The organism is Paraburkholderia elongata, from assembly GCF_013177735.1.
Taxonomy (GTDB): Bacteria; Pseudomonadota; Gammaproteobacteria; order Burkholderiales; family Burkholderiaceae; genus Paraburkholderia; species Paraburkholderia elongata.
On the sequence record NZ_WOEZ01000180.1, the window covers coordinates 19919 to 35970 of the forward strand.

Genomic DNA, 16052 nt, shown 5'->3' on the forward strand with positions numbered 1-16052 from the left:
CCGCCAACTGGACCGCAAATGGTCTCATATGCCCGGCGAGATGGGAAATATCACGATCGCATATCGTTATGCACCCTGCGCGGCGCCGTTCACGCGAAATGCGCTGACCGTGTCACGCAGACGCCCCGCCTGATCCTGCAATGACGCCGCGGCAGCCGCCGCCTGTTCGACCAGCGCCGCGTTCTGCTGCGTCACTTCGTCCATCTGCGTGACCGCGCGGCCCACTTGCGAAATGCCGCTGCTCTGCTCCTCGGACGCTGCCGCGATCTCACCCATGATGTCGGTGACGCGCTGCACCGCTTGCAGAATTTCGCCCATCGTCGTGCCGGCCTGCTGGACCAGCGTCGACCCGTTGTGCACGCGCTCCACCGACGCGCCGATCAACTGCTTGATCTCCTTGGCCGCCGTTCCCGAGCGCTGCGCGAGGTTGCGCACTTCCCCGGCGACGACCGCAAAGCCGCGGCCCTGCTCGCCGGCGCGCGCGGCTTCGACCGCCGCGTTCAGCGCCAGAATGTTCGTCTGGAACGCGATGCCTTCGATCACACCGATGATGTCGGCGATCTGCCGCGAGCTGTCGTTGATCTCACCCATCGTACCGATCACGCGGCTGACTACGTCATTGCCGCGCATCGCGATTTCCGATGCGCTGTGCGCCAGACCGCTCGCCTGGCGCGCGTTGTCCGCGTTCTGCTTGACCGTCGCGGTGAGCTCTTCCATGCTCGCCGCCGTCTCCTGCAACGAGGCCGCTTGCTGCTCGGTGCGCTGTGACAGATCGCCGTTGCCCGCGGCGATCTGCTGGGTCGCCGAGGCAATCGATTCCGCCGAGTGGCGAATCTCGCCGATGGTCCGTTGCAAACGGATCTGCATGTCGTGCATGGCCGCCATCATGCTGGTCTTGTCTTGCGGACGAACGTCGACCACCTGCGTGAGATCGCCCCTGGCGATGCTCGCGGCAAGGCGCGCCGCCTGGTCCGGCTCGCCGCCGAGACTCGCGCGCACGTTGCGGATGATCAGCACCATCGCCAGCGAAATGATCGCGCCGATGACCAGCACGACGAGCAGGTGGCCCAGCAGCGTTTCGTGGTAGACCGTGTCGATGTCCTTGATGAACACACCGCTTGTGATGTTCCAGTCCCACGGCGCGAAACGCACCACATAGCTGATTTTCGGCACCGCGGTTTCGCTGTGCGGCAAGCGTCCGCGATATTGCGCGAAGCCGCGGCCGCTCGACTTGGCGGCGTCGACGATCGCGACATACAGCAGCTTGCCGTCCGGGTCCTTGAAATCGCCGACGGGTTTACCGACCATTTGCGGCAATGTCGGGTGCATCAGCACGACCGGCTTCGAGTCCATCACGAACAGATAACCGGATTCGCCGTAGCGCATCGTAGCGAGGCGTGCGAGCGCTTCGCGCTGTGCGTCGGCCTCGCTCATCTTGCCGCTCTGCGAAAGCGCGTAGTAGCCGTTCACGATGCCCTGCGCCGCGTCAACGAGGTTCACCATCCCCGCCTTGCGCTCGGCCAGCATCGTGCTGCGCGTTTCGACCGCGCTCCACAGCCCGACGCCAAGCAGCCCCAGCCAGACGAGCGCGAGCGACAGCCATAGTTTGCGATTCAAACTCATCCTGCTCATTGTTGTGGTCTCTCTCGTGTGATTCGTGTTCTGTTTGCGGGCCGGCGTCGCCGCCCGCTCGCGCTGTGCGAGGGGGCTGACAGCCTGGCGCGCAAACGATTGCCTCAGGTATATCGGCATGGCAGCCGCTCAACTTGAGGCAGGCTGTAAGGAAACGACGGCCGGAAAAAGAGATGTGCTGAGGTTGAGCGTGCGCAACGAATCGTCCGGTGACAGATAATCAAGGCCAATGCCGCGAACCCATGCGGCCCGTTCAATCACTTACGAGAACGCTCATGTACGTCATCAATCTCACCTACACCGCATCGCTCGAACGGATCGACGACGCACTCGAAGCGCATCGCGCATTTCTGACAAAACAGTTCGAAGCAGGGGTATTCGTGGCCGCCGGGCCGAAGGTTCCGCGCGACGGCGGCATCATTCTGGCGGTGCGCATCGAGCGCGATAAGCTGGATGAGATTCTCGCCAGCGACCCGTTCGCCGAACAGAAGCTCGCGCGTTACGAGGTGACGGAGTTCAAGACGACGCGGCTCGCGCCGGGAATGAATTTGCCGATGCCGGCTTGAGGACAACAGCGAAGGAAATTGAATACGGGCACGCGGCAGATGCACGCGCCCGCCTGCATCAATGTATCAATCGAGCAGCAGCTTGATATCGTGCACCCACGGCGTGGCGCCTTGGCCGTCGCGCGCGAACAGACGCAGCTTGCCGTCTGTGTCGAACACATAGCTCGCCGCCGTGTGGTCCATCGTGTAGCTATCGGGCGTCTTGCCCGGCACTTTCGCGTAGTAGACGCGAAAGTCTTTCGTGATCTTGGTAAGTTGTACCTGGTCCGCCGGACGCAAGCCGACGAACGTCGGGTTGAACGCCGGCACGTATTGCGCAAGCAGGGCCGGCGTGTCGCGGTCGGGATCGACGGTGACGAACAGCACCTGCACGCGTTTTGCGTCTTCCGGGCCGAGTTGCTGGAGCGCTTGCGAGAGCTCGGCCATCGTGGTCGGGCAGACGTCCGGGCAGTGCGTGTAGCCAAAGAACAGCACTACGACTTTGCCCTTGTAATCCGCCATCGTGCGGACCTTGCCGGACGTGTCGGGCAGCGAGAAGTTGCTCCCGAATTGCGTGTTGCCGGTGATGTCGAGGTTCTGGAACGCCGGCGGCTGCTTGCCGCAGCCCGCCACCAGCAGCGCGCCGCCGAGTGCGCAAGCGATCAGGGTGACACGCGCGGCGGAACGCGCCGCCCGCACGAAGCGTTGTGTAAGCATGGGTGTTACGCGCCGATCACGACGCGCGCATAGTGGTCGATTAACAGCGCGGCGAAGAGCAGCGACAAATAAACGATCGAGTAACGGAAGGTCTTACGCGCCAAGTTGTCGGAATATTCCCGATAGATCTTCCACGCATACGCGAGAAACACGGCGCCGAGCAACACTGCCGCCGCGAGGTACACCACGCCGCTCATGCCTGAGATGAACGGCATCATCGTGACCGCGAACAGGATCACGGTGTACAGCAGAATATGCAGGCGCGTGTACTTTTCGCCGTGCGTGTTCGGCAGCATCGGCAGACCGGCGTTTTCGTAGTCTTTGCGGCGATACAGCGCGAGCGCCCAGAAATGCGGCGGCGTCCACACGAAAATGATCAGCACGAGAATCCATGCGTCGCCCGGCACATGACCGGTGACGGCGGCCCAACCGAGCGCCGGCGGCATCGCGCCAGACGCGCCGCCGATCACAATGTTCTGCGGCGTGGCCGGTTTGAGCAGCAGCGTATAGATGACCGCATAGCCGACGAAGGTGGCGAGCGTGAGCCACATGGTCAGCGGATTGGCGAACGTGTAGAGCGTCCACATGCCGAGGCCGCCGAGCACGGCCGAAAACAGCAGGATTTGCGGGGTCGTAATTTCGCCGCGCGCGGACGGCCGCCACGACGTGCGACGCATCTTCGCGTCGATCTTCTGTTCCATCAGGCAATTGATGGCGAACGCCGCACCGGCCAGCAGCCAGATGCCGACTGTGCCACCGATCAGGACGGTCCACGGCACCATGCCGGGCGTCGACAGAAACATGCCGATGACTGCGCAGAACACAGCGAGCTGCGTGACGCGCGGCTTCGTCAGGGCGATGTACTGGGAGACCCGGCTACCGGGCGTTTGGGAGAGTGTTGTGCTGTCCATGTGGGGTCACGCTGGCGCGGCATCGCGCGCAGGCAACACGGCGCGGCCGGGACGGCTATAAGCGATTCGAAAGTTTAACATAACGAGCAGAAGCAGCAGGATGGCGGCCCCCCCGTTATGCGCGACCGCAATGGGCAACGGCCATTGCAGGACGATGTTCGACAGGCCGGTGATGAACTGGATCAACACCACCAGCAACACGCCGTTTGCCGGCCGCCGCAGTGACTCGAAACGGCGCAGTTTCAGCGCAAACCACGCCAGATACGCGACCACGACGATCGCGAACGTGCGGTGTGTCCAGTGAATTGCGACCAGCGCATCTTGCGTGATCATGTCGCCGTCGCCGGTCATGCCGAGCGCGCGCCACAAGTGGAAGCCGTGCGTGAAGTCCATCGGCGGGACCCATTGGCCGTTGCAGGTCGGAAAGTCCGTGCAGGCGAGCACCGCGTAGTTGGTGCTGACCCAGCCGCCCAAAGCGATCTGCATGATCAGCAGCACGAGACCGGCGATCGCCGCCGCACGCCAGCGCGCGGCTTCGGGCTCATAAGCCGGCAGCGGCGTTTGGCGCGCCGCCAGCCAGCCGAGCGTGCCGAGCAACGCGAGGCCGAGCAGCAAATGGGTCGTCACGATGATCGGTTGCAGCTTCATGGTCACGGTCCATGCGCCGAATGCGCCCTGCACGAGAATCAGCAGCAGCAGCGAAGTCGGCCACCACGGCGACACATGCAGCGGACGGCGCTTGATACGTGCAGTCCATGCAATCAAGGTCTGCGCGATGATCAGCACGCCGATCGCCATCGCGAAGTAACGGTGGATCATCTCTATCCAGGCTTTGGTCATGCTGACCGGGCCGGTGGGCATCAATTGATGCGCGGCGGTAATCGCGGCGTGCGCAATGAATGGCGACGACGTGCCATAGCAACCGGGCCAGTCCGGGCAGCCGAGACCGGAATCGGTGAGACGCGTAAAGCCGCCGAACATCACCAGGTCCAGCGTCAGGAAGGTGGTGAGCCACACCAGCTTGCGGAATTTATTGTCGTCGGCCTTGACCCATACATAGGACAGCGGCAACAACGCGATACACAAGCCGATCAGGGCCAGTTGCAGAAGTTGCAATGCGGACATCTTTCTTACCCTAGTTGCGGCATCAGCCGATGCTCGACCATTTGAGCAGCTTGGTCACGTCGCCCTTGATCTTGCTGGGGTTCGGATCTTTCGGGAAACGCATCATCAGATTGCCGTTCGGATCGACCATGTAGATGTGGTCGGTGAGTTGGGTGCCGGTATCGGTCGGCAGCCATGCGGACACCTGCGCCGGGTTGGCGATCAGCATGTCGGTGTCGGGATAGGCCTTTTGTATCACGTCGGACACGTTGCCTGCATCGGTGCGCAGCCACACTTCGACGACTCGTTCGCGTTCCGGGCCCTGAGCTGCGCGGATTTGTCGCATGAAGTACAGCTTGGTGACGCAGGCTTTGTCGCACGCGCTGTTGTCGACGGAGATCATCAGCCAGTGGCCGCGCAGCGACGCGAGCTTGAGCGGCTTGCCGTCTTCACCCGTGACAACGAGCGAATCGGGAATCGGCCGCTGCGGTTCGACCAGCGTGCCGTAGCTCGTGCTGCCGCCGGCCGGCTTGACCACGTAATAAACAAAATACGACACGGCGATCGGCGCGGCGCAGATGAACGCCAGCAGCAGCAGCATCCAGCGGCCACGCTTCCACGATCCATCGCCATTGGGTTGACCAGGCATCACTTTCGGAGCTGCGGATTTGCCGGCTTGCGGCGAACGGGGAGATTGCGTCGACACTACAGGACCTCTTTCAATGATTGCGCGGCTTCGAGGCCCCTGTTCGGGGTACGGGAAACCGCAGGCGATGCGTTACGCGCTCGGCGCGTGCTCTTTCTTTGCGGCGCGGCGCGCGGCGTACAGGCCGAAGACGAGGGCCGCGGCCGCCATGCCCCACCACTGGAACATGTAGCCATAGTTGCGCTCGACGCCGCTCGTCGGCGCTGGCCAGTCGCGCACCAGCTTGTCACCGTCGTCGCTCAATTGCTGGATCACGAACGATTGCAACGGCAGCCCGGTTTCCGCAGCGTAGGCCGCCGTATCCAGATTCTGGCGGATCGTCTGATGCGCGGCCGACCCGCCCTGCCCCAACTCGAAAGCACGCGAGGCATCGGCACGCGCAATGCCTTCGATGTCGATCTCGCCTTGCGGCGTGGTGTACGGCGCGATGGTCTCGCGATTGTTCATGTTGCGCGGCAGCCAGCCGCGATTGACCAGCACATAACCGCCGTCGGCCAGTTTAAAAGGCATCACGACGTAAAAGCCCGGCTGATCGTTATACGGGCGATTATCCAGATAGACGACTTTGTCTGCGACGAAACTGCCACGCGCCTTCACGCGATGGAATTCGATGTCCTTCAGTTCAACCGGCGTAGCGCTGACAGGCTGCGCGGGCGCGTCTTCAAACTGCGTGATGTGCGCTTCGAGCGCTTCCTTCTGATGTGCGCGGTCGCGCTGCCAGAAACCGAGCCGCACGGTCACCGCAATCACCAGCAAAATCAACAGCGCGGGAATGGGGCGGAACTTCATCGAACGCGCTCCGACACCAGCGCTTGCGACAGCGTCTGGAACCTACGGCAGACGCCGGCGCGCGGTGCGATAATAAACGTCTTGCCTCTGCGCTTCCTGGTTTCAGTTGGTTCCATGCACATTCTCGTTCCCATCGCCTTCGTCCTGATCATCGCCAGCATGGTGTCGGCGCTGTATTTCATGATGCATGACAAGGGCAAAACCAAGCGGATGGTCTGGTCGCTCGCCACGCGGGTGGGCCTGTCGATCTCGCTGTTCCTGTTCATCCTGTTCGCTCACTGGATGGGCTGGATTCAGTCGACCGGTATTCCTTACGGGCGTTGAGCTCAGCGGGAAGCACTTCGCGTCACCAATCCCACCAAACAAAACGCCGCCCTGACAGGGTCGAGGGCGGCGCTGCATAACTTGTGCGTACTGCTCGTGCGCCGCGCCCTTGAAAGGCGATGCGCGAACTGCCTGCGTTACAGCCAGTACACGACGACGTACAGCCCAAGCCACACGACGTCCACAAAGTGCCAGTACCAGGCGGCGCCTTCGAATGCAAAGTGATGCTCCGCAGTGAAGTGGCCGCGGATCATCCGCACCAGCACCACAGCGAGCATCGTGCCGCCGAGGAACACGTGGAAACCGTGGAAGCCCGTCAGCAGGAAGAACGTCGAACCGTACACACCCGAGGCCAGCGTCAGGTTCAGTTCGTTGTACGCGTGGAAATACTCGAAGCCTTGCAGGAACAGGAAGGAGACGCCGAGCACCAGCGTAGCCGCCAGCCAGATGATCGCCTTCTTGCGGTGATCTTCACGCAGCGCGTGGTGCGAAACCGTCAACGTAGCACCAGACGACAGCAGCAGCGCCGTGTTGATAGTCGGCACCGGCCACGGCTGCATCGACTTGAAGGTCGAGACCAGCGCTGCTGGACCGTTGTTCGGCCACACCGCCGAGAAATCCGGCCAGATCAGCTTGTAGTCGAGGCTGCCGAGCTGATGCAGCGCGATTTCGCGTGCATAGAACAGCGCGCCGAAGAAAGCACCGAAGAACATCACTTCGGAGAAGATGAACCAGCTCATGCTCCAACGGTACGACTTGTCGACATTCTTGCCGTACATACCGCCTTCGGATTCTGCGATCGCGTCGCCGAACCAGTGCCACAACGTATAAAGCAGCCACAGCAGACCGGCGACAACGCCGAGCGGTGCCCAGTCATGGTCGTTGATCCAGGCCGCAAGCGATCCGAGCATGACCAGCAATCCGACCGCGGCGCTGATCGGATGCCGCGACGGATGCGGTACGAAATAGTACGGGCTCTCGTTTTGACCGCTCATTCTTGATTCTCCACTTCAGTCCAGTTGTTCCGGAATCTCCGGCTGTATCTTCGGCGGCGCGTCGATACCGCACCGCTTCACTCTAATTCGTGGGCTCTGGTTCGCCCTGTACTACGCGTGCGCCTGCCGGCTCAACCCACCTCAACCGACTACGGCTCGCACGATCAGGATCAACACGCCGATGAAAATGGCCGCACAGATCAATGCCGCCACGATCACATGCAGCGGGTTCAGCTGCGTGGCGTCCGCTTCCAGATCACGACGCTTGCGCACCCCGAAAAACGACCAGAACACGGCTTTCATCGACTGGCCGAAACTGCTCTTGCGCGGGCCGCCGCTGTTTTCGCTCATTAAGTCTTCTTCCTTCGCCCGCGGCAAAAACCGTCAGGCGGGATTGGCGGTGGTTGCCGCCGTATTGGCCGTGGGTGATGCGCCCCCGGCCGTCGCCGCTGCCGGCGTATTCAACTCAAAGAACGTGTACGACAACGTGATCGTTTTCACATCCTTCGGCAACTTCGGGTCGACCACGAACACCACCGGCAACCGCTTCGTCTGATTCGCAGTCAAAGTCTGCTGCGTAAAGCAAAAACACTCGATCTTCTTGAAGTACTCGGTGGCCTGCTTCGGCGCGTAGCTCGGAATGGCCTGCGCCTGAATCGTGCGCGCCTGTTCGTTGCTGACTTCGTACATCACTGTCGTCACTTCGCCCGGATGCACGTCGAGACTGCGCTGCTCCGGCTTGAAACCCAGCGGGCCTCGCGCGTTCGCATCGAATTCGATCGAAATCGTGCGACTCATGTCGACCTGCGTATTCTTCGCCTCGCGCGCCGTGGCATCGCGCTGCACGAGGTTGTTGATGCCGGTAATCTGGCAGATCGCGCGGTACATCGGCACCAGCGCAAAACCAAAACCAAACATCATCAACGCGACGACGAACAGCTTGATCAACATCGAACGGTTAAAAGAGCGATCGGCCTGAGCCGGCGGTTGCGTCGACATCTCAATCCTCAACAATCCTGCGCGCAGACTTGAACCACTGCGTCAGGCGAACCACTTCTGATGAATGATGACGCTCGCAAAAAACGCCGCGGCGATGACAAACATCACGATACCGATCCGCCGGTTGCCCGCGCGAATCTGCTCGGGTGTACGTCTCTCTTGAGGATTGCGCGTCATGCTCGTCTATCTGAATACTTTCGTGACTACAGGGTGCCGCCACTGCTCGCGTGGCTGCCCGGTTCTGGCGGCGACTTACACGCCACCGCCGGAACCGGCAACCTCACTGAACGCCGATTACTCGACGGTCGGCGGGTGTTCAAACGTGTGGAACGGAGCCGGGCTCGGCACGGTCCATTCGAGGCCAGTTGCGCCGTCCCACGGCTTGTCGCCTGCTTTTTCGTGCTCGTCGCCGCCACGGTAGGCCGGCAGCGCGACTGCGAACAGGAAGTACACCTGTGCAAGACCGAAGCCGAAAGCACCGATCGAGATGACCTGGTTCCAGTCCGTGAACTGTGCCGGGTAGTCAGCGTAACGACGCGGCATACCTGCGAGACCGACAAAGTGCATCGGCAGGAACGCGAGGTTGAAGAAGAACATCGACGCCCAGAAGTGAATCTTGCCGCGCGTTTCGTTGTACATCCAGCCGGTCCACTTCGGCGACCAGTAGTACCACCCGGAGAACAGCGCGAACAGCGACCCCGCAACCAGCACGTAGTGGAAGTGCGCCACCACGAAATAAGTACCGTGATACTGGATGTCGAGCGGCGCCATAGCGAGCATCAGGCCCGACAGACCGCCGAACGTGAACACCAGCAGGAAGCCGACCGCGAACAGCATCGGCGTCTCAAAGCTCAGCGAACCGCGCCACATCGTCGCGACCCAGTTGAACACCTTCACACCCGTCGGCACGGCGATCAGCATCGTCGCGTACATGAAGAACAGCTGGCCCGTCACCGGCATGCCGGTTGCGAACATGTGGTGCGCCCAGACCATGAACGACAGAATCGCGATCGACGAGGTTGCGTACACCATCGAGCTATAGCCGAACAGCGGCTTGCGCGAGAACGCCGGGATCACCTGCGACACGATCCCGAACGCCGGCAAGATCATGATGTACACCTCGGGGTGCCCGAAGAACCAGAAAATATGCTGGTACATCACCGGGTCGCCGCCGCCTGCCGCGTTGAAGAACGACGTGCCGAAGTGGCGATCGAACAGCACCATGGTGATCGCGCCTGCCAGAACCGGCATCACGGCGATCAGCAGGTACGCGGTGATCAGCCACGTCCAGACGAACATCGGCATCTTCATCAGCGTGAGGCCAGGCGCGCGCATGTTCAGGATCGTCACAACGATGTTGATCCCGCCCATGATCGACGAAGCGCCCATCAAGTGGACCGCGAAAATCGCGAAGTCCATGCCCGGGCCCATTTGCGTGGACAGCGGCGCGTACAGCGTCCAGCCTGCGGCGGTCGCGCCGCCCGGCGAGAAGAACGAACCGACCAGCAGAACAGCAGCCACCGGCAGCAGCCAGAAGCTGAAGTTGTTCATCCGCGCGAATGCCATGTCCGATGCGCCGATCTGCAGCGGCACCATCCAGTTCGCGAAGCCGACGAACGCCGGCATGATCGCGCCGAACACCATGATCAGGCCGTGCATGGTGGTCAACTGGTTGAAGAACTCGGGACGCATGATCTGCAGACCCGGCTCGAACAGTTCGGCACGGATCATCAGCGCCATCACGCCCCCGGAGAGGAACATGGTGAACGAGAAGATCAGGTACAGCGTACCGATGTCCTTGTGATTGGTTGCGAACAGCCAACGACGCCAGCCATGCGGCGTTTCGTGGGCGTGTTCGCCGTGTACGTGCTCGTGGCCCGCGACTACATCGTGTCCGATGCTAGACATGACAATCTCCTAATGCGAATACTGCGGTGCTGACCATGAACACGTCAGGCAGCCGGGCTGATCTGGACACGCCGGGCTTCTTTCGCGTCGCCGCCGCCCGTGATCGTTTCCGGCTTTTTCAAAATAATGTGGTCTTCGGCAATGCCGGCTGCTTTCAGCGCGTCGCGCACGGCTTCGGCACGCGTCTTCGCGAGCTTCGCGTTGACTTCGGCAGAGCCGGTGGCGTCGGTGAAGCCCGACAGCGTGAACTTGGCGTCCGGGTGCGCTTTCGCGTAGGCCACGGCCGCGTCGACCGCCGCTTTCGCGTCGGCCGGCAGCGTGCTCTTGCCGGTGTCGAAGTAGATGCTCGCCGGGAATGCTTGCGCTGCTGCCGCGCTGTCCGAACCGGCCGCAGCCGCTTGCGCACCGGAGGCAGGCGCTGCGCCCGAAGCCGCTTCTGCGCCGCTGGCTGCCGCGCCGGCGGTGGCGAGATGATCGCCACCTTCCGGCAGCTTGCCGTTACGGGCGTCCAGCATTTGCTTCGGCTGGAGAATGTCGCCGGTGTGGTTGCCCCACGAGTTACGTTCGTACGTGATGACCGAAGCGATTTCGACGTCGTTCAACGTCGGCGCCCACGAAGGCATCGCGTTCTTACCTTTCAGCACCAGACTCACGTGCTCGGCGATCGGACCGTTGGCGATCTTGCTGCCGTCCAGCGCCGGGAATGCGCCTGCGCCCTTGCCGGTCGGCTGGTGGCAGACCGCGCAGTTCGCTGCGTACACCTTGCCGCCGCGCTCCATCAACTCGGCCATCGTGTAGGTCTTGTTCGGATCGTCCTGGCCGGCGGCCATTTTCTGCTTCTGCACATCGACCCACTTCGCGTAGTCGTCTGCCGACAGCACTTCGACCACCACCGGCATGAACGCGTGTTCCTTGCCGCACAGTTCGGTACAGAAGCCGCGGAACGTGCCGATCTTGTCAGCCTTGAACCACGTGTCGCGCACGAAACCCGGAATCGCATCCTGCTTCACGCCGAAAGCCGGCACGTACCAGGAGTGGACCACGTCGTTCGCGGTGGTGATGATGCGAATTTTCTTGTCGACCGGGACGACGAGCGGATTGTCGACTTCCTGCAGATACGTGGTGGAAATCGGCATGCGGCCATCGGTTTCCGCACGCGGCGTGGCCAGCGTGGACAGGAAGCTGATGCCCTCACCCGGACCCTTCACGTAGTCGTAGCCCCACTTCCACTGGTAGCCGGTGACCTTGACGGTGAGGTCGGCGTTCGTGGTGTCCTTCATCGCGACGACGGTCTTGGTGGCGGGGAGCGCCATCAGCACGACGATGACGAACGGCACGATCGTCCAGATGATTTCGACGGTGGTGCTTTCGTGGAAATTCGCAGCCTTGTGGCCCTTCGATTTGCGGTGAGCAAAGATCGAATAGAACATCACTGCGAACACGCCGATGAAGATCACCGTGCACAGGATCAGCATGAACGTGTGGAGGCTGTAGAGCTCCTCAGCGATTTTCGTCGCCGGCGGCTGGAGATTGATCTCGTTGACGGCAGGGCCGCCCGGAACATCGCCCACTGCCAGGGCCGCACCGGCGAAAAGCAGTCCGCTCATCGCCAGCACGCCCATGAGGGCTCGCTTGATTGTTTTCATAGCTTCCTTACCCAAAATTTCCATTCAAACCCTCGACCCCGCTGGCAGGCTGTCTCGCGCCCCCCGTGAACGCCGCGCGTCTCAACACGTCTAACACCGCGTGAGCCACATACGCAGTTCGCTTGCGAACTGCGCGCGCCGATGCTGCGCGAGATGTTGCCCGATCATGATCGTCTGGCCGCGCGAGACCAGTTTGATCTGGTCACGCGGCGTTGCGCCCGGTTCGATCCGCACCCAGCGCGGATTGAATTCGAACTGCGTGAGCTCATCGGCGCTGACCTGCTCGATCACGAGCCGGTTCTGAAACAGCCGGACGCGCTCGTAATCGACAGCATGACGCGCATATATGGCAAATGCGATGCCCACCGCAAGCAATTCGATACCGGTGAACGGCAACACCAGCCAGGCGCCGACCAGAACCAGCATGAAAGCAATTGCCAACGAGAACAACGCAAGCGACACGTAGAAACATACAAACTGCCGCGGCGAAATCGAACAGTTGCGTTTCATCGTCCAGTCTTTGAGAACTGGTTCTGAATCCGCCAGCAGATCTGATGCTTCCATCGCTGCCTCCTGCCGACCGTCACCAATCGCCGCCTGCGGCCATGGCTCGCGACCGCTGACCGGCCACTCGATTCCCCGCCGCGTTACGTCATATTGCAGCCCTGTGCCTCGGGCCTGCCGCCCCAAATGTGGGAACTCCGGGCGACAAACTGACGCATTATAGGCGCGATCCATAGCATCCACAAGCAAGCCTCAATCGGCTCACAAGCCAGATGCGACAAGCCTCCGCGCCGTTTTGACGCAGCTTTCGCGCGTCTTTTGAAGCGGTAATTTCAGACATAACAGATGTCCTCTTTACCACTTCATTGATTCCTTACCGAGTCCTCGACGAACCTCGCCCGATGTCTTCGATCCGCACGATCCCATGACCTTCGGCTGTGGTACGCGGCACGGCTTTCCAGGCGTGGCCGTAGATCACTTCGAAGGTCAGCGCGATCGTGCCGTCGGCGCGCCGACGGGCTTCGAGCGCTGCCAGCAAAGCCTTGTGCAGCCTACGCGCGACGGCATTCGAGGCAGCCTCGCGCTCGAACGGATAAGCGCCCCAGCGGCGCACGTCCGCGAGCAGCGACTCGGGCGACTTATACGTAACAGTGAGTGTTTCCTGGTCCATCACTGGAATCTCGAAACCGCTCTCGACCAGCATGTCCCCAAGGTCATGCATGTCGACAAAGTCGATCACATGCTTGCGCGAAGCAACGCCGTGCGCGGCCTCGACCTCGGCGTAGGCGCCGCGCAATTCCTTCAGCGAATCGGGACCGAGCGTGCTGAACATCAGCAGGCCGTTCACTTTCAGCACCCGTTGCCACTCAGGAAACACAAGGTCGGGCCGCGAGTGCCAGTGCAGGGCGAGATTGGACCAGATGAATTCGAAGGCGCCGGCCGCGAACGGGAGCGCCGAGAAGTCGGCCTGCGCGAAACGCGGACCGCGGGCGCCGAGCGCCTTGCCGAGCGTGGCCGGCAGAAAGCGCCGCCAGCTCGTGTCGCCGGAATCGTGACGCAGCGCGCGGCTGAGCATTCCGTGCGACAGGTCGGTGCCAAACACCGGCGCCTCGGGGAAGCGTTCGCGCAATGCGGGGATGTCTTCGCCCGCACCGCAACCGGCGTCGAGCACGCTCGCCGGCGTAACCTTGATGTAGTCGAGGCGCTCGCGCATACGCTGCGCGATCTCGCGCGGCAGGAACGCGACGTTGTCGAAGGTCGCCGCACGGCGGTCGAAAATCTGCCGGAGGCGCCGGGAATCATAGGCCGGACGGCCAGATTGAGACGAAGTTGGGGGCATGGGTGTCGTACTGGCGTAGAGCACGAAGTATACTCGCTCGCTTCCGTCCATTCAGCGTGAAAGGCCTTCGCGGGCGGTCCAGTCATGCCATTCCGAAAAAATTCCTCGTCTCCCGGCAGCTCGAACGCATGTTTTGCACACTTTAAGCGCGCCTTGTATTCGGCATGGCCGCATGTGATGCACGTCGCGCTACCGAACCTGTGCGCACTGTGCGGCAATTTGTCGCATAAGACGCTGTGTGCCGGTTGTGATGAGACGTATTGGAACGAAGGCAGGTTGCGTTGCACGGTATGCGCGGTCCCTTTGTCCGGAATGCGCGGGGCGGGTCACGCGCAATATCGCTGCGCGGATTGCGCAGGCGAGCCGCCGCCGTTCGAGGCGACCTTTGCTCTAGCCGATTACCGCCAGCCGCTCGACGCCTTGGCACTCGGCCTGAAATTCCGCGCCCGGCTGATGCTGGCACACGAGTTCGCACAACGCCTCGTGCGTCTCGCAGAGGACACCTGGGTAAGCGCGTCAGAAAAACCCGATGTGCTCGCACCCGTGCCGCTGGCCAACAAACGTCTTACCGAGCGCGGCTACAACCAGGCCTGGCAGATTGCCAAGCCTTTGGCCCGCGCGCTGAATGTGCACAGCGACGCCACCCTGCTGCATCGCGTGATCCACACCGCGCCGCAATCACGGCTCGACCTGGACGCGCGCCGGTTGAACGTAGGCCGTGCGTTCCAGGTCGTCAAACCGGTGCAAGGCCTGCATGTCGGCATCGTCGATGATGTGATGACGACCGGCGCGACGCTCGAAGCGCTGGCGCGTACGCTCAAAGCTGCCGGTGCGCGGCGCGTCACCAACTTCATCGCGCTGCGTACGCCGAAAAACTAGTCTCTACCTGAAGCCATCATGTTCAATGTCGTTCTCGTCGAACCGGAAATCCCGCCGAACACCGGCAACGTCATACGCCTGTGCGCCAACACCGGCGCGCGGCTGCATCTGATCGAGCCGCTCGGCTTTCCGCTCGACGACGCCAAGTTGCGTCGCGCCGGACTCGACTATCACGAGTATGCGCAGATGAACGTGCATCCCAATTGGGCAGCGTTCGTCGCCAAAGAAGCGCCCGATCCAGCGCGAATGTTCGCCTTCACCACCCGTGGCTCGGGCCGGTTTCACGAGCATGCGTTTCAGTCCGGCGACTGGTTCGTGTTCGGCGCCGAAACGCGCGGCCTGCCTGACACGGTGCTCGATCAATTCGCCAACGAACAACGCGTGCGTCTGCCGATGCGGCCGGGCAACCGCAGCCTGAATCTGTCGAATACCGTCGCCGTGGTCGTGTTCGAAGCGTGGCGTCAGACCGGCTTCGACGGCGGCGCCTGACGGCGTTCCAATTCAGCTTCGTAAAGCGCGAGCATGGCGCCGTCGAAACAGGCGAACATCACGTGCTCGATCTTCGGGGTGCGCGGCAAAGTGTCGAGCACGGTGCCCACAGCGATCTGCACAGCTTCATTGGCCGGAAAATGGTAGATGCCGCAACTAATCGCGGGAAACGCAATGCTTGTGCAATGCGCTTGATGCGCGACCTCGAGCGAGCGCTGATAGCAGGAGGCAAGCAGGTCCGCCTCGCCGCGCGCACCACCCTGCCAAACCGGGCCGACCGCATGGATCACGTGTTTGGCCGGCAATTGGTAGCCGCGGGTGATTTTCGCATCGCCGGTCGCGCAGCCGCGGAGCGCCTCGCACTCACGCACCAATTCCTTGCCGGCAGCGCGGTGAATCGCGCCATCCACGCCGCCTCCACCTAGCAACGAAGTATTCGCGGCGTTGACAATCGCATCCACGGCAAGTGTGGTGATGTCGACCACGCGCGCGTCTAGCGTGCAATTGTTGAAACTGAGCATGGGAACCTCGCTGGTCCGAAGCGTCGATAAAACGTGGACAGCGA

At 62.0% G+C, this 16052-nt stretch carries 19 protein-coding genes; 4 read left to right on the forward strand and 15 right to left on the reverse strand.

Going from position 1 to position 16052, the window contains the following annotated elements; genetic code table 11:
* Positions 1 to 66 precede the first annotated feature (66 nt).
* Positions 67 to 1632 (reverse strand): methyl-accepting chemotaxis protein, encoded by a 1566-nt coding sequence (locus GNZ13_RS30430; protein WP_172171500.1) that lies wholly within the window; start codon positions 1630 to 1632, stop codon positions 67 to 69.
* Positions 1633 to 1907: 275 nt separating this feature from the next.
* Between GNZ13_RS30430 and GNZ13_RS30435 the strand changes: the two genes are divergently transcribed.
* Entirely contained in the window at positions 1908 to 2198 is a 291-nt protein-coding gene (locus GNZ13_RS30435; RefSeq protein WP_172171502.1) for a YciI family protein, read from the forward strand.
* 66 nt (positions 2199 to 2264) lie between these two features.
* Here the strand turns inward: GNZ13_RS30435 and GNZ13_RS30440 are convergent, their stop codons facing one another.
* From GNZ13_RS30440 to GNZ13_RS30460, 5 genes are all read right to left on the reverse strand, one after another.
* Positions 2265 to 2894 (reverse strand): SCO family protein, encoded by a 630-nt coding sequence (locus GNZ13_RS30440; RefSeq protein ID WP_172171504.1) that lies wholly within the window; start codon positions 2892 to 2894, stop codon positions 2265 to 2267.
* A 5-nt stretch (positions 2895 to 2899) separates the two neighbouring features.
* Positions 2900 to 3805 carry a heme o synthase gene (gene cyoE, locus GNZ13_RS30445; protein ID WP_172171506.1) on the reverse strand — a complete coding sequence of 302 codons (906 nt, stop codon included), beginning with the start codon at positions 3803 to 3805 and terminating at the stop codon, positions 2900 to 2902.
* 6 nt (positions 3806 to 3811) lie between these two features.
* A complete protein-coding gene (locus GNZ13_RS30450; protein WP_172171572.1) occupies positions 3812 to 4921 on the reverse strand; it encodes a COX15/CtaA family protein in 1110 nt (369 codons plus the stop codon).
* Between the two features lie 31 nt (positions 4922 to 4952).
* Entirely contained in the window at positions 4953 to 5615 is a 663-nt protein-coding gene (locus GNZ13_RS30455) for an SCO family protein (protein ID WP_172171508.1), read from the reverse strand.
* Between the two features lie 72 nt (positions 5616 to 5687).
* The gene (locus GNZ13_RS30460; protein ID WP_172171510.1) at positions 5688 to 6404 is read right to left on the reverse strand and encodes an SURF1 family protein; all 717 of its coding nucleotides are present in this window, start codon (positions 6402 to 6404) and stop codon (positions 5688 to 5690) included.
* A gap of 114 nt (positions 6405 to 6518) precedes the next feature.
* Between GNZ13_RS30460 and GNZ13_RS30465 the strand changes: the two genes are divergently transcribed.
* The gene (locus GNZ13_RS30465) at positions 6519 to 6728 is read left to right on the forward strand and encodes a twin transmembrane helix small protein (protein ID WP_007179452.1); all 210 of its coding nucleotides are present in this window, start codon (positions 6519 to 6521) and stop codon (positions 6726 to 6728) included.
* Positions 6729 to 6865: 137 nt separating this feature from the next.
* Here the strand turns inward: GNZ13_RS30465 and GNZ13_RS30470 are convergent, their stop codons facing one another.
* The 8 genes from GNZ13_RS30470 to GNZ13_RS30500 all read right to left on the reverse strand — a co-directional run bounded on the left by GNZ13_RS30470 (position 6866) and on the right by GNZ13_RS30500 (position 14119).
* Entirely contained in the window at positions 6866 to 7723 is an 858-nt protein-coding gene (locus GNZ13_RS30470; protein ID WP_063494655.1) for a cytochrome c oxidase subunit 3, read from the reverse strand.
* Between the two features lie 141 nt (positions 7724 to 7864).
* Positions 7865 to 8074: a DUF2970 domain-containing protein gene (locus GNZ13_RS30475; RefSeq protein WP_172171512.1), complete on the reverse strand. Its 210-nt coding sequence runs from the start codon at positions 8072 to 8074 to the stop codon at positions 7865 to 7867.
* Positions 8075 to 8107: 33 nt separating this feature from the next.
* The gene (locus GNZ13_RS30480) at positions 8108 to 8722 is read right to left on the reverse strand and encodes a cytochrome c oxidase assembly protein (RefSeq protein WP_172171514.1); all 615 of its coding nucleotides are present in this window, start codon (positions 8720 to 8722) and stop codon (positions 8108 to 8110) included.
* 42 nt (positions 8723 to 8764) lie between these two features.
* Positions 8765 to 8899: a cytochrome oxidase small assembly protein gene (locus GNZ13_RS51690; RefSeq protein WP_216675079.1), complete on the reverse strand. Its 135-nt coding sequence runs from the start codon at positions 8897 to 8899 to the stop codon at positions 8765 to 8767.
* A 117-nt stretch (positions 8900 to 9016) separates the two neighbouring features.
* Positions 9017 to 10630 (reverse strand): cytochrome c oxidase subunit I, encoded by a 1614-nt coding sequence (ctaD, locus tag GNZ13_RS30485; protein WP_172171516.1) that lies wholly within the window; start codon positions 10628 to 10630, stop codon positions 9017 to 9019.
* Positions 10631 to 10674: 44 nt separating this feature from the next.
* Entirely contained in the window at positions 10675 to 12300 is a 1626-nt protein-coding gene (gene coxB, locus GNZ13_RS30490; protein ID WP_172171518.1) for a cytochrome c oxidase subunit II, read from the reverse strand.
* A gap of 66 nt (positions 12301 to 12366) precedes the next feature.
* Entirely contained in the window at positions 12367 to 12840 is a 474-nt protein-coding gene (locus GNZ13_RS30495; RefSeq protein ID WP_172171520.1) for a DUF2244 domain-containing protein, read from the reverse strand.
* A gap of 313 nt (positions 12841 to 13153) precedes the next feature.
* Positions 13154 to 14119, reverse strand: coding sequence for a methyltransferase domain-containing protein (locus GNZ13_RS30500; RefSeq protein ID WP_172171574.1), 966 nt, complete (start codon positions 14117 to 14119; stop codon positions 13154 to 13156).
* An 84-nt stretch (positions 14120 to 14203) separates the two neighbouring features.
* On the opposite strand from GNZ13_RS30500, the gene GNZ13_RS30505 reads away from it, so the two are divergent.
* Together GNZ13_RS30505 and trmL are read left to right on the forward strand one after the other, a co-directional pair.
* Positions 14204 to 14998: a ComF family protein gene (locus GNZ13_RS30505; RefSeq protein ID WP_172171522.1), complete on the forward strand. Its 795-nt coding sequence runs from the start codon at positions 14204 to 14206 to the stop codon at positions 14996 to 14998.
* An 18-nt stretch (positions 14999 to 15016) separates the two neighbouring features.
* Positions 15017 to 15487 carry a tRNA (uridine(34)/cytosine(34)/5-carboxymethylaminomethyluridine(34)-2'-O)-methyltransferase TrmL gene (gene trmL / locus GNZ13_RS30510; RefSeq protein ID WP_172171524.1) on the forward strand — a complete coding sequence of 157 codons (471 nt, stop codon included), beginning with the start codon at positions 15017 to 15019 and terminating at the stop codon, positions 15485 to 15487.
* On the opposite strand, the gene GNZ13_RS30515 is transcribed toward trmL, so the two are convergent.
* Complete coding sequence (locus GNZ13_RS30515) at positions 15460 to 16008, reverse strand: O-acetyl-ADP-ribose deacetylase (protein ID WP_172171526.1); 549 nt, start codon at positions 16006 to 16008, stop codon at positions 15460 to 15462. The genes trmL and GNZ13_RS30515 overlap by 28 nt on opposite strands.
* Positions 16009 to 16052: the final 44 nt, after the last annotated feature.

What these genes read in the sequence shown, in the direction of transcription:
- GNZ13_RS30430 (WP_172171500.1), bottom strand. Translation starts at nt 1,632, where the DNA reads ATGAGCAGGATGAGTTTGAATCGCAAACTATGGCTGTCGCTCGCGCTC.
- GNZ13_RS30435 (WP_172171502.1), top strand. Translation starts at nt 1,908, where the DNA reads ATGTACGTCATCAATCTCACCTACACCGCATCGCTCGAACGGATCGAC.
- GNZ13_RS30440 (WP_172171504.1), bottom strand. Translation starts at nt 2,894, where the DNA reads ATGCTTACACAACGCTTCGTGCGGGCGGCGCGTTCCGCCGCGCGTGTC.
- cyoE (WP_172171506.1), bottom strand. Translation starts at nt 3,805, where the DNA reads ATGGACAGCACAACACTCTCCCAAACGCCCGGTAGCCGGGTCTCCCAG.
- GNZ13_RS30460 (WP_172171510.1), bottom strand. Translation starts at nt 6,404, where the DNA reads ATGAAGTTCCGCCCCATTCCCGCGCTGTTGATTTTGCTGGTGATTGCG.
- GNZ13_RS30465 (WP_007179452.1), top strand. Translation starts at nt 6,519, where the DNA reads ATGCACATTCTCGTTCCCATCGCCTTCGTCCTGATCATCGCCAGCATG.
- GNZ13_RS30470 (WP_063494655.1), bottom strand. Translation starts at nt 7,723, where the DNA reads ATGAGCGGTCAAAACGAGAGCCCGTACTATTTCGTACCGCATCCGTCG.
- GNZ13_RS30475 (WP_172171512.1), bottom strand. Translation starts at nt 8,074, where the DNA reads ATGAGCGAAAACAGCGGCGGCCCGCGCAAGAGCAGTTTCGGCCAGTCG.
- GNZ13_RS30480 (WP_172171514.1), bottom strand. Translation starts at nt 8,722, where the DNA reads ATGTCGACGCAACCGCCGGCTCAGGCCGATCGCTCTTTTAACCGTTCG.
- GNZ13_RS51690 (WP_216675079.1), bottom strand. Translation starts at nt 8,899, where the DNA reads ATGACGCGCAATCCTCAAGAGAGACGTACACCCGAGCAGATTCGCGCG.
- ctaD (WP_172171516.1), bottom strand. Translation starts at nt 10,630, where the DNA reads ATGTCTAGCATCGGACACGATGTAGTCGCGGGCCACGAGCACGTACAC.
- coxB (WP_172171518.1), bottom strand. Translation starts at nt 12,300, where the DNA reads ATGGAAATTTTGGGTAAGGAAGCTATGAAAACAATCAAGCGAGCCCTC.
- GNZ13_RS30495 (WP_172171520.1), bottom strand. Translation starts at nt 12,840, where the DNA reads ATGGAAGCATCAGATCTGCTGGCGGATTCAGAACCAGTTCTCAAAGAC.
- GNZ13_RS30500 (WP_172171574.1), bottom strand. Translation starts at nt 14,119, where the DNA reads ATGCCCCCAACTTCGTCTCAATCTGGCCGTCCGGCCTATGATTCCCGG.
- GNZ13_RS30505 (WP_172171522.1), top strand. Translation starts at nt 14,204, where the DNA reads ATGCCATTCCGAAAAAATTCCTCGTCTCCCGGCAGCTCGAACGCATGT.
- trmL (WP_172171524.1), top strand. Translation starts at nt 15,017, where the DNA reads ATGTTCAATGTCGTTCTCGTCGAACCGGAAATCCCGCCGAACACCGGC.
- GNZ13_RS30515 (WP_172171526.1), bottom strand. Translation starts at nt 16,008, where the DNA reads ATGCTCAGTTTCAACAATTGCACGCTAGACGCGCGCGTGGTCGACATC.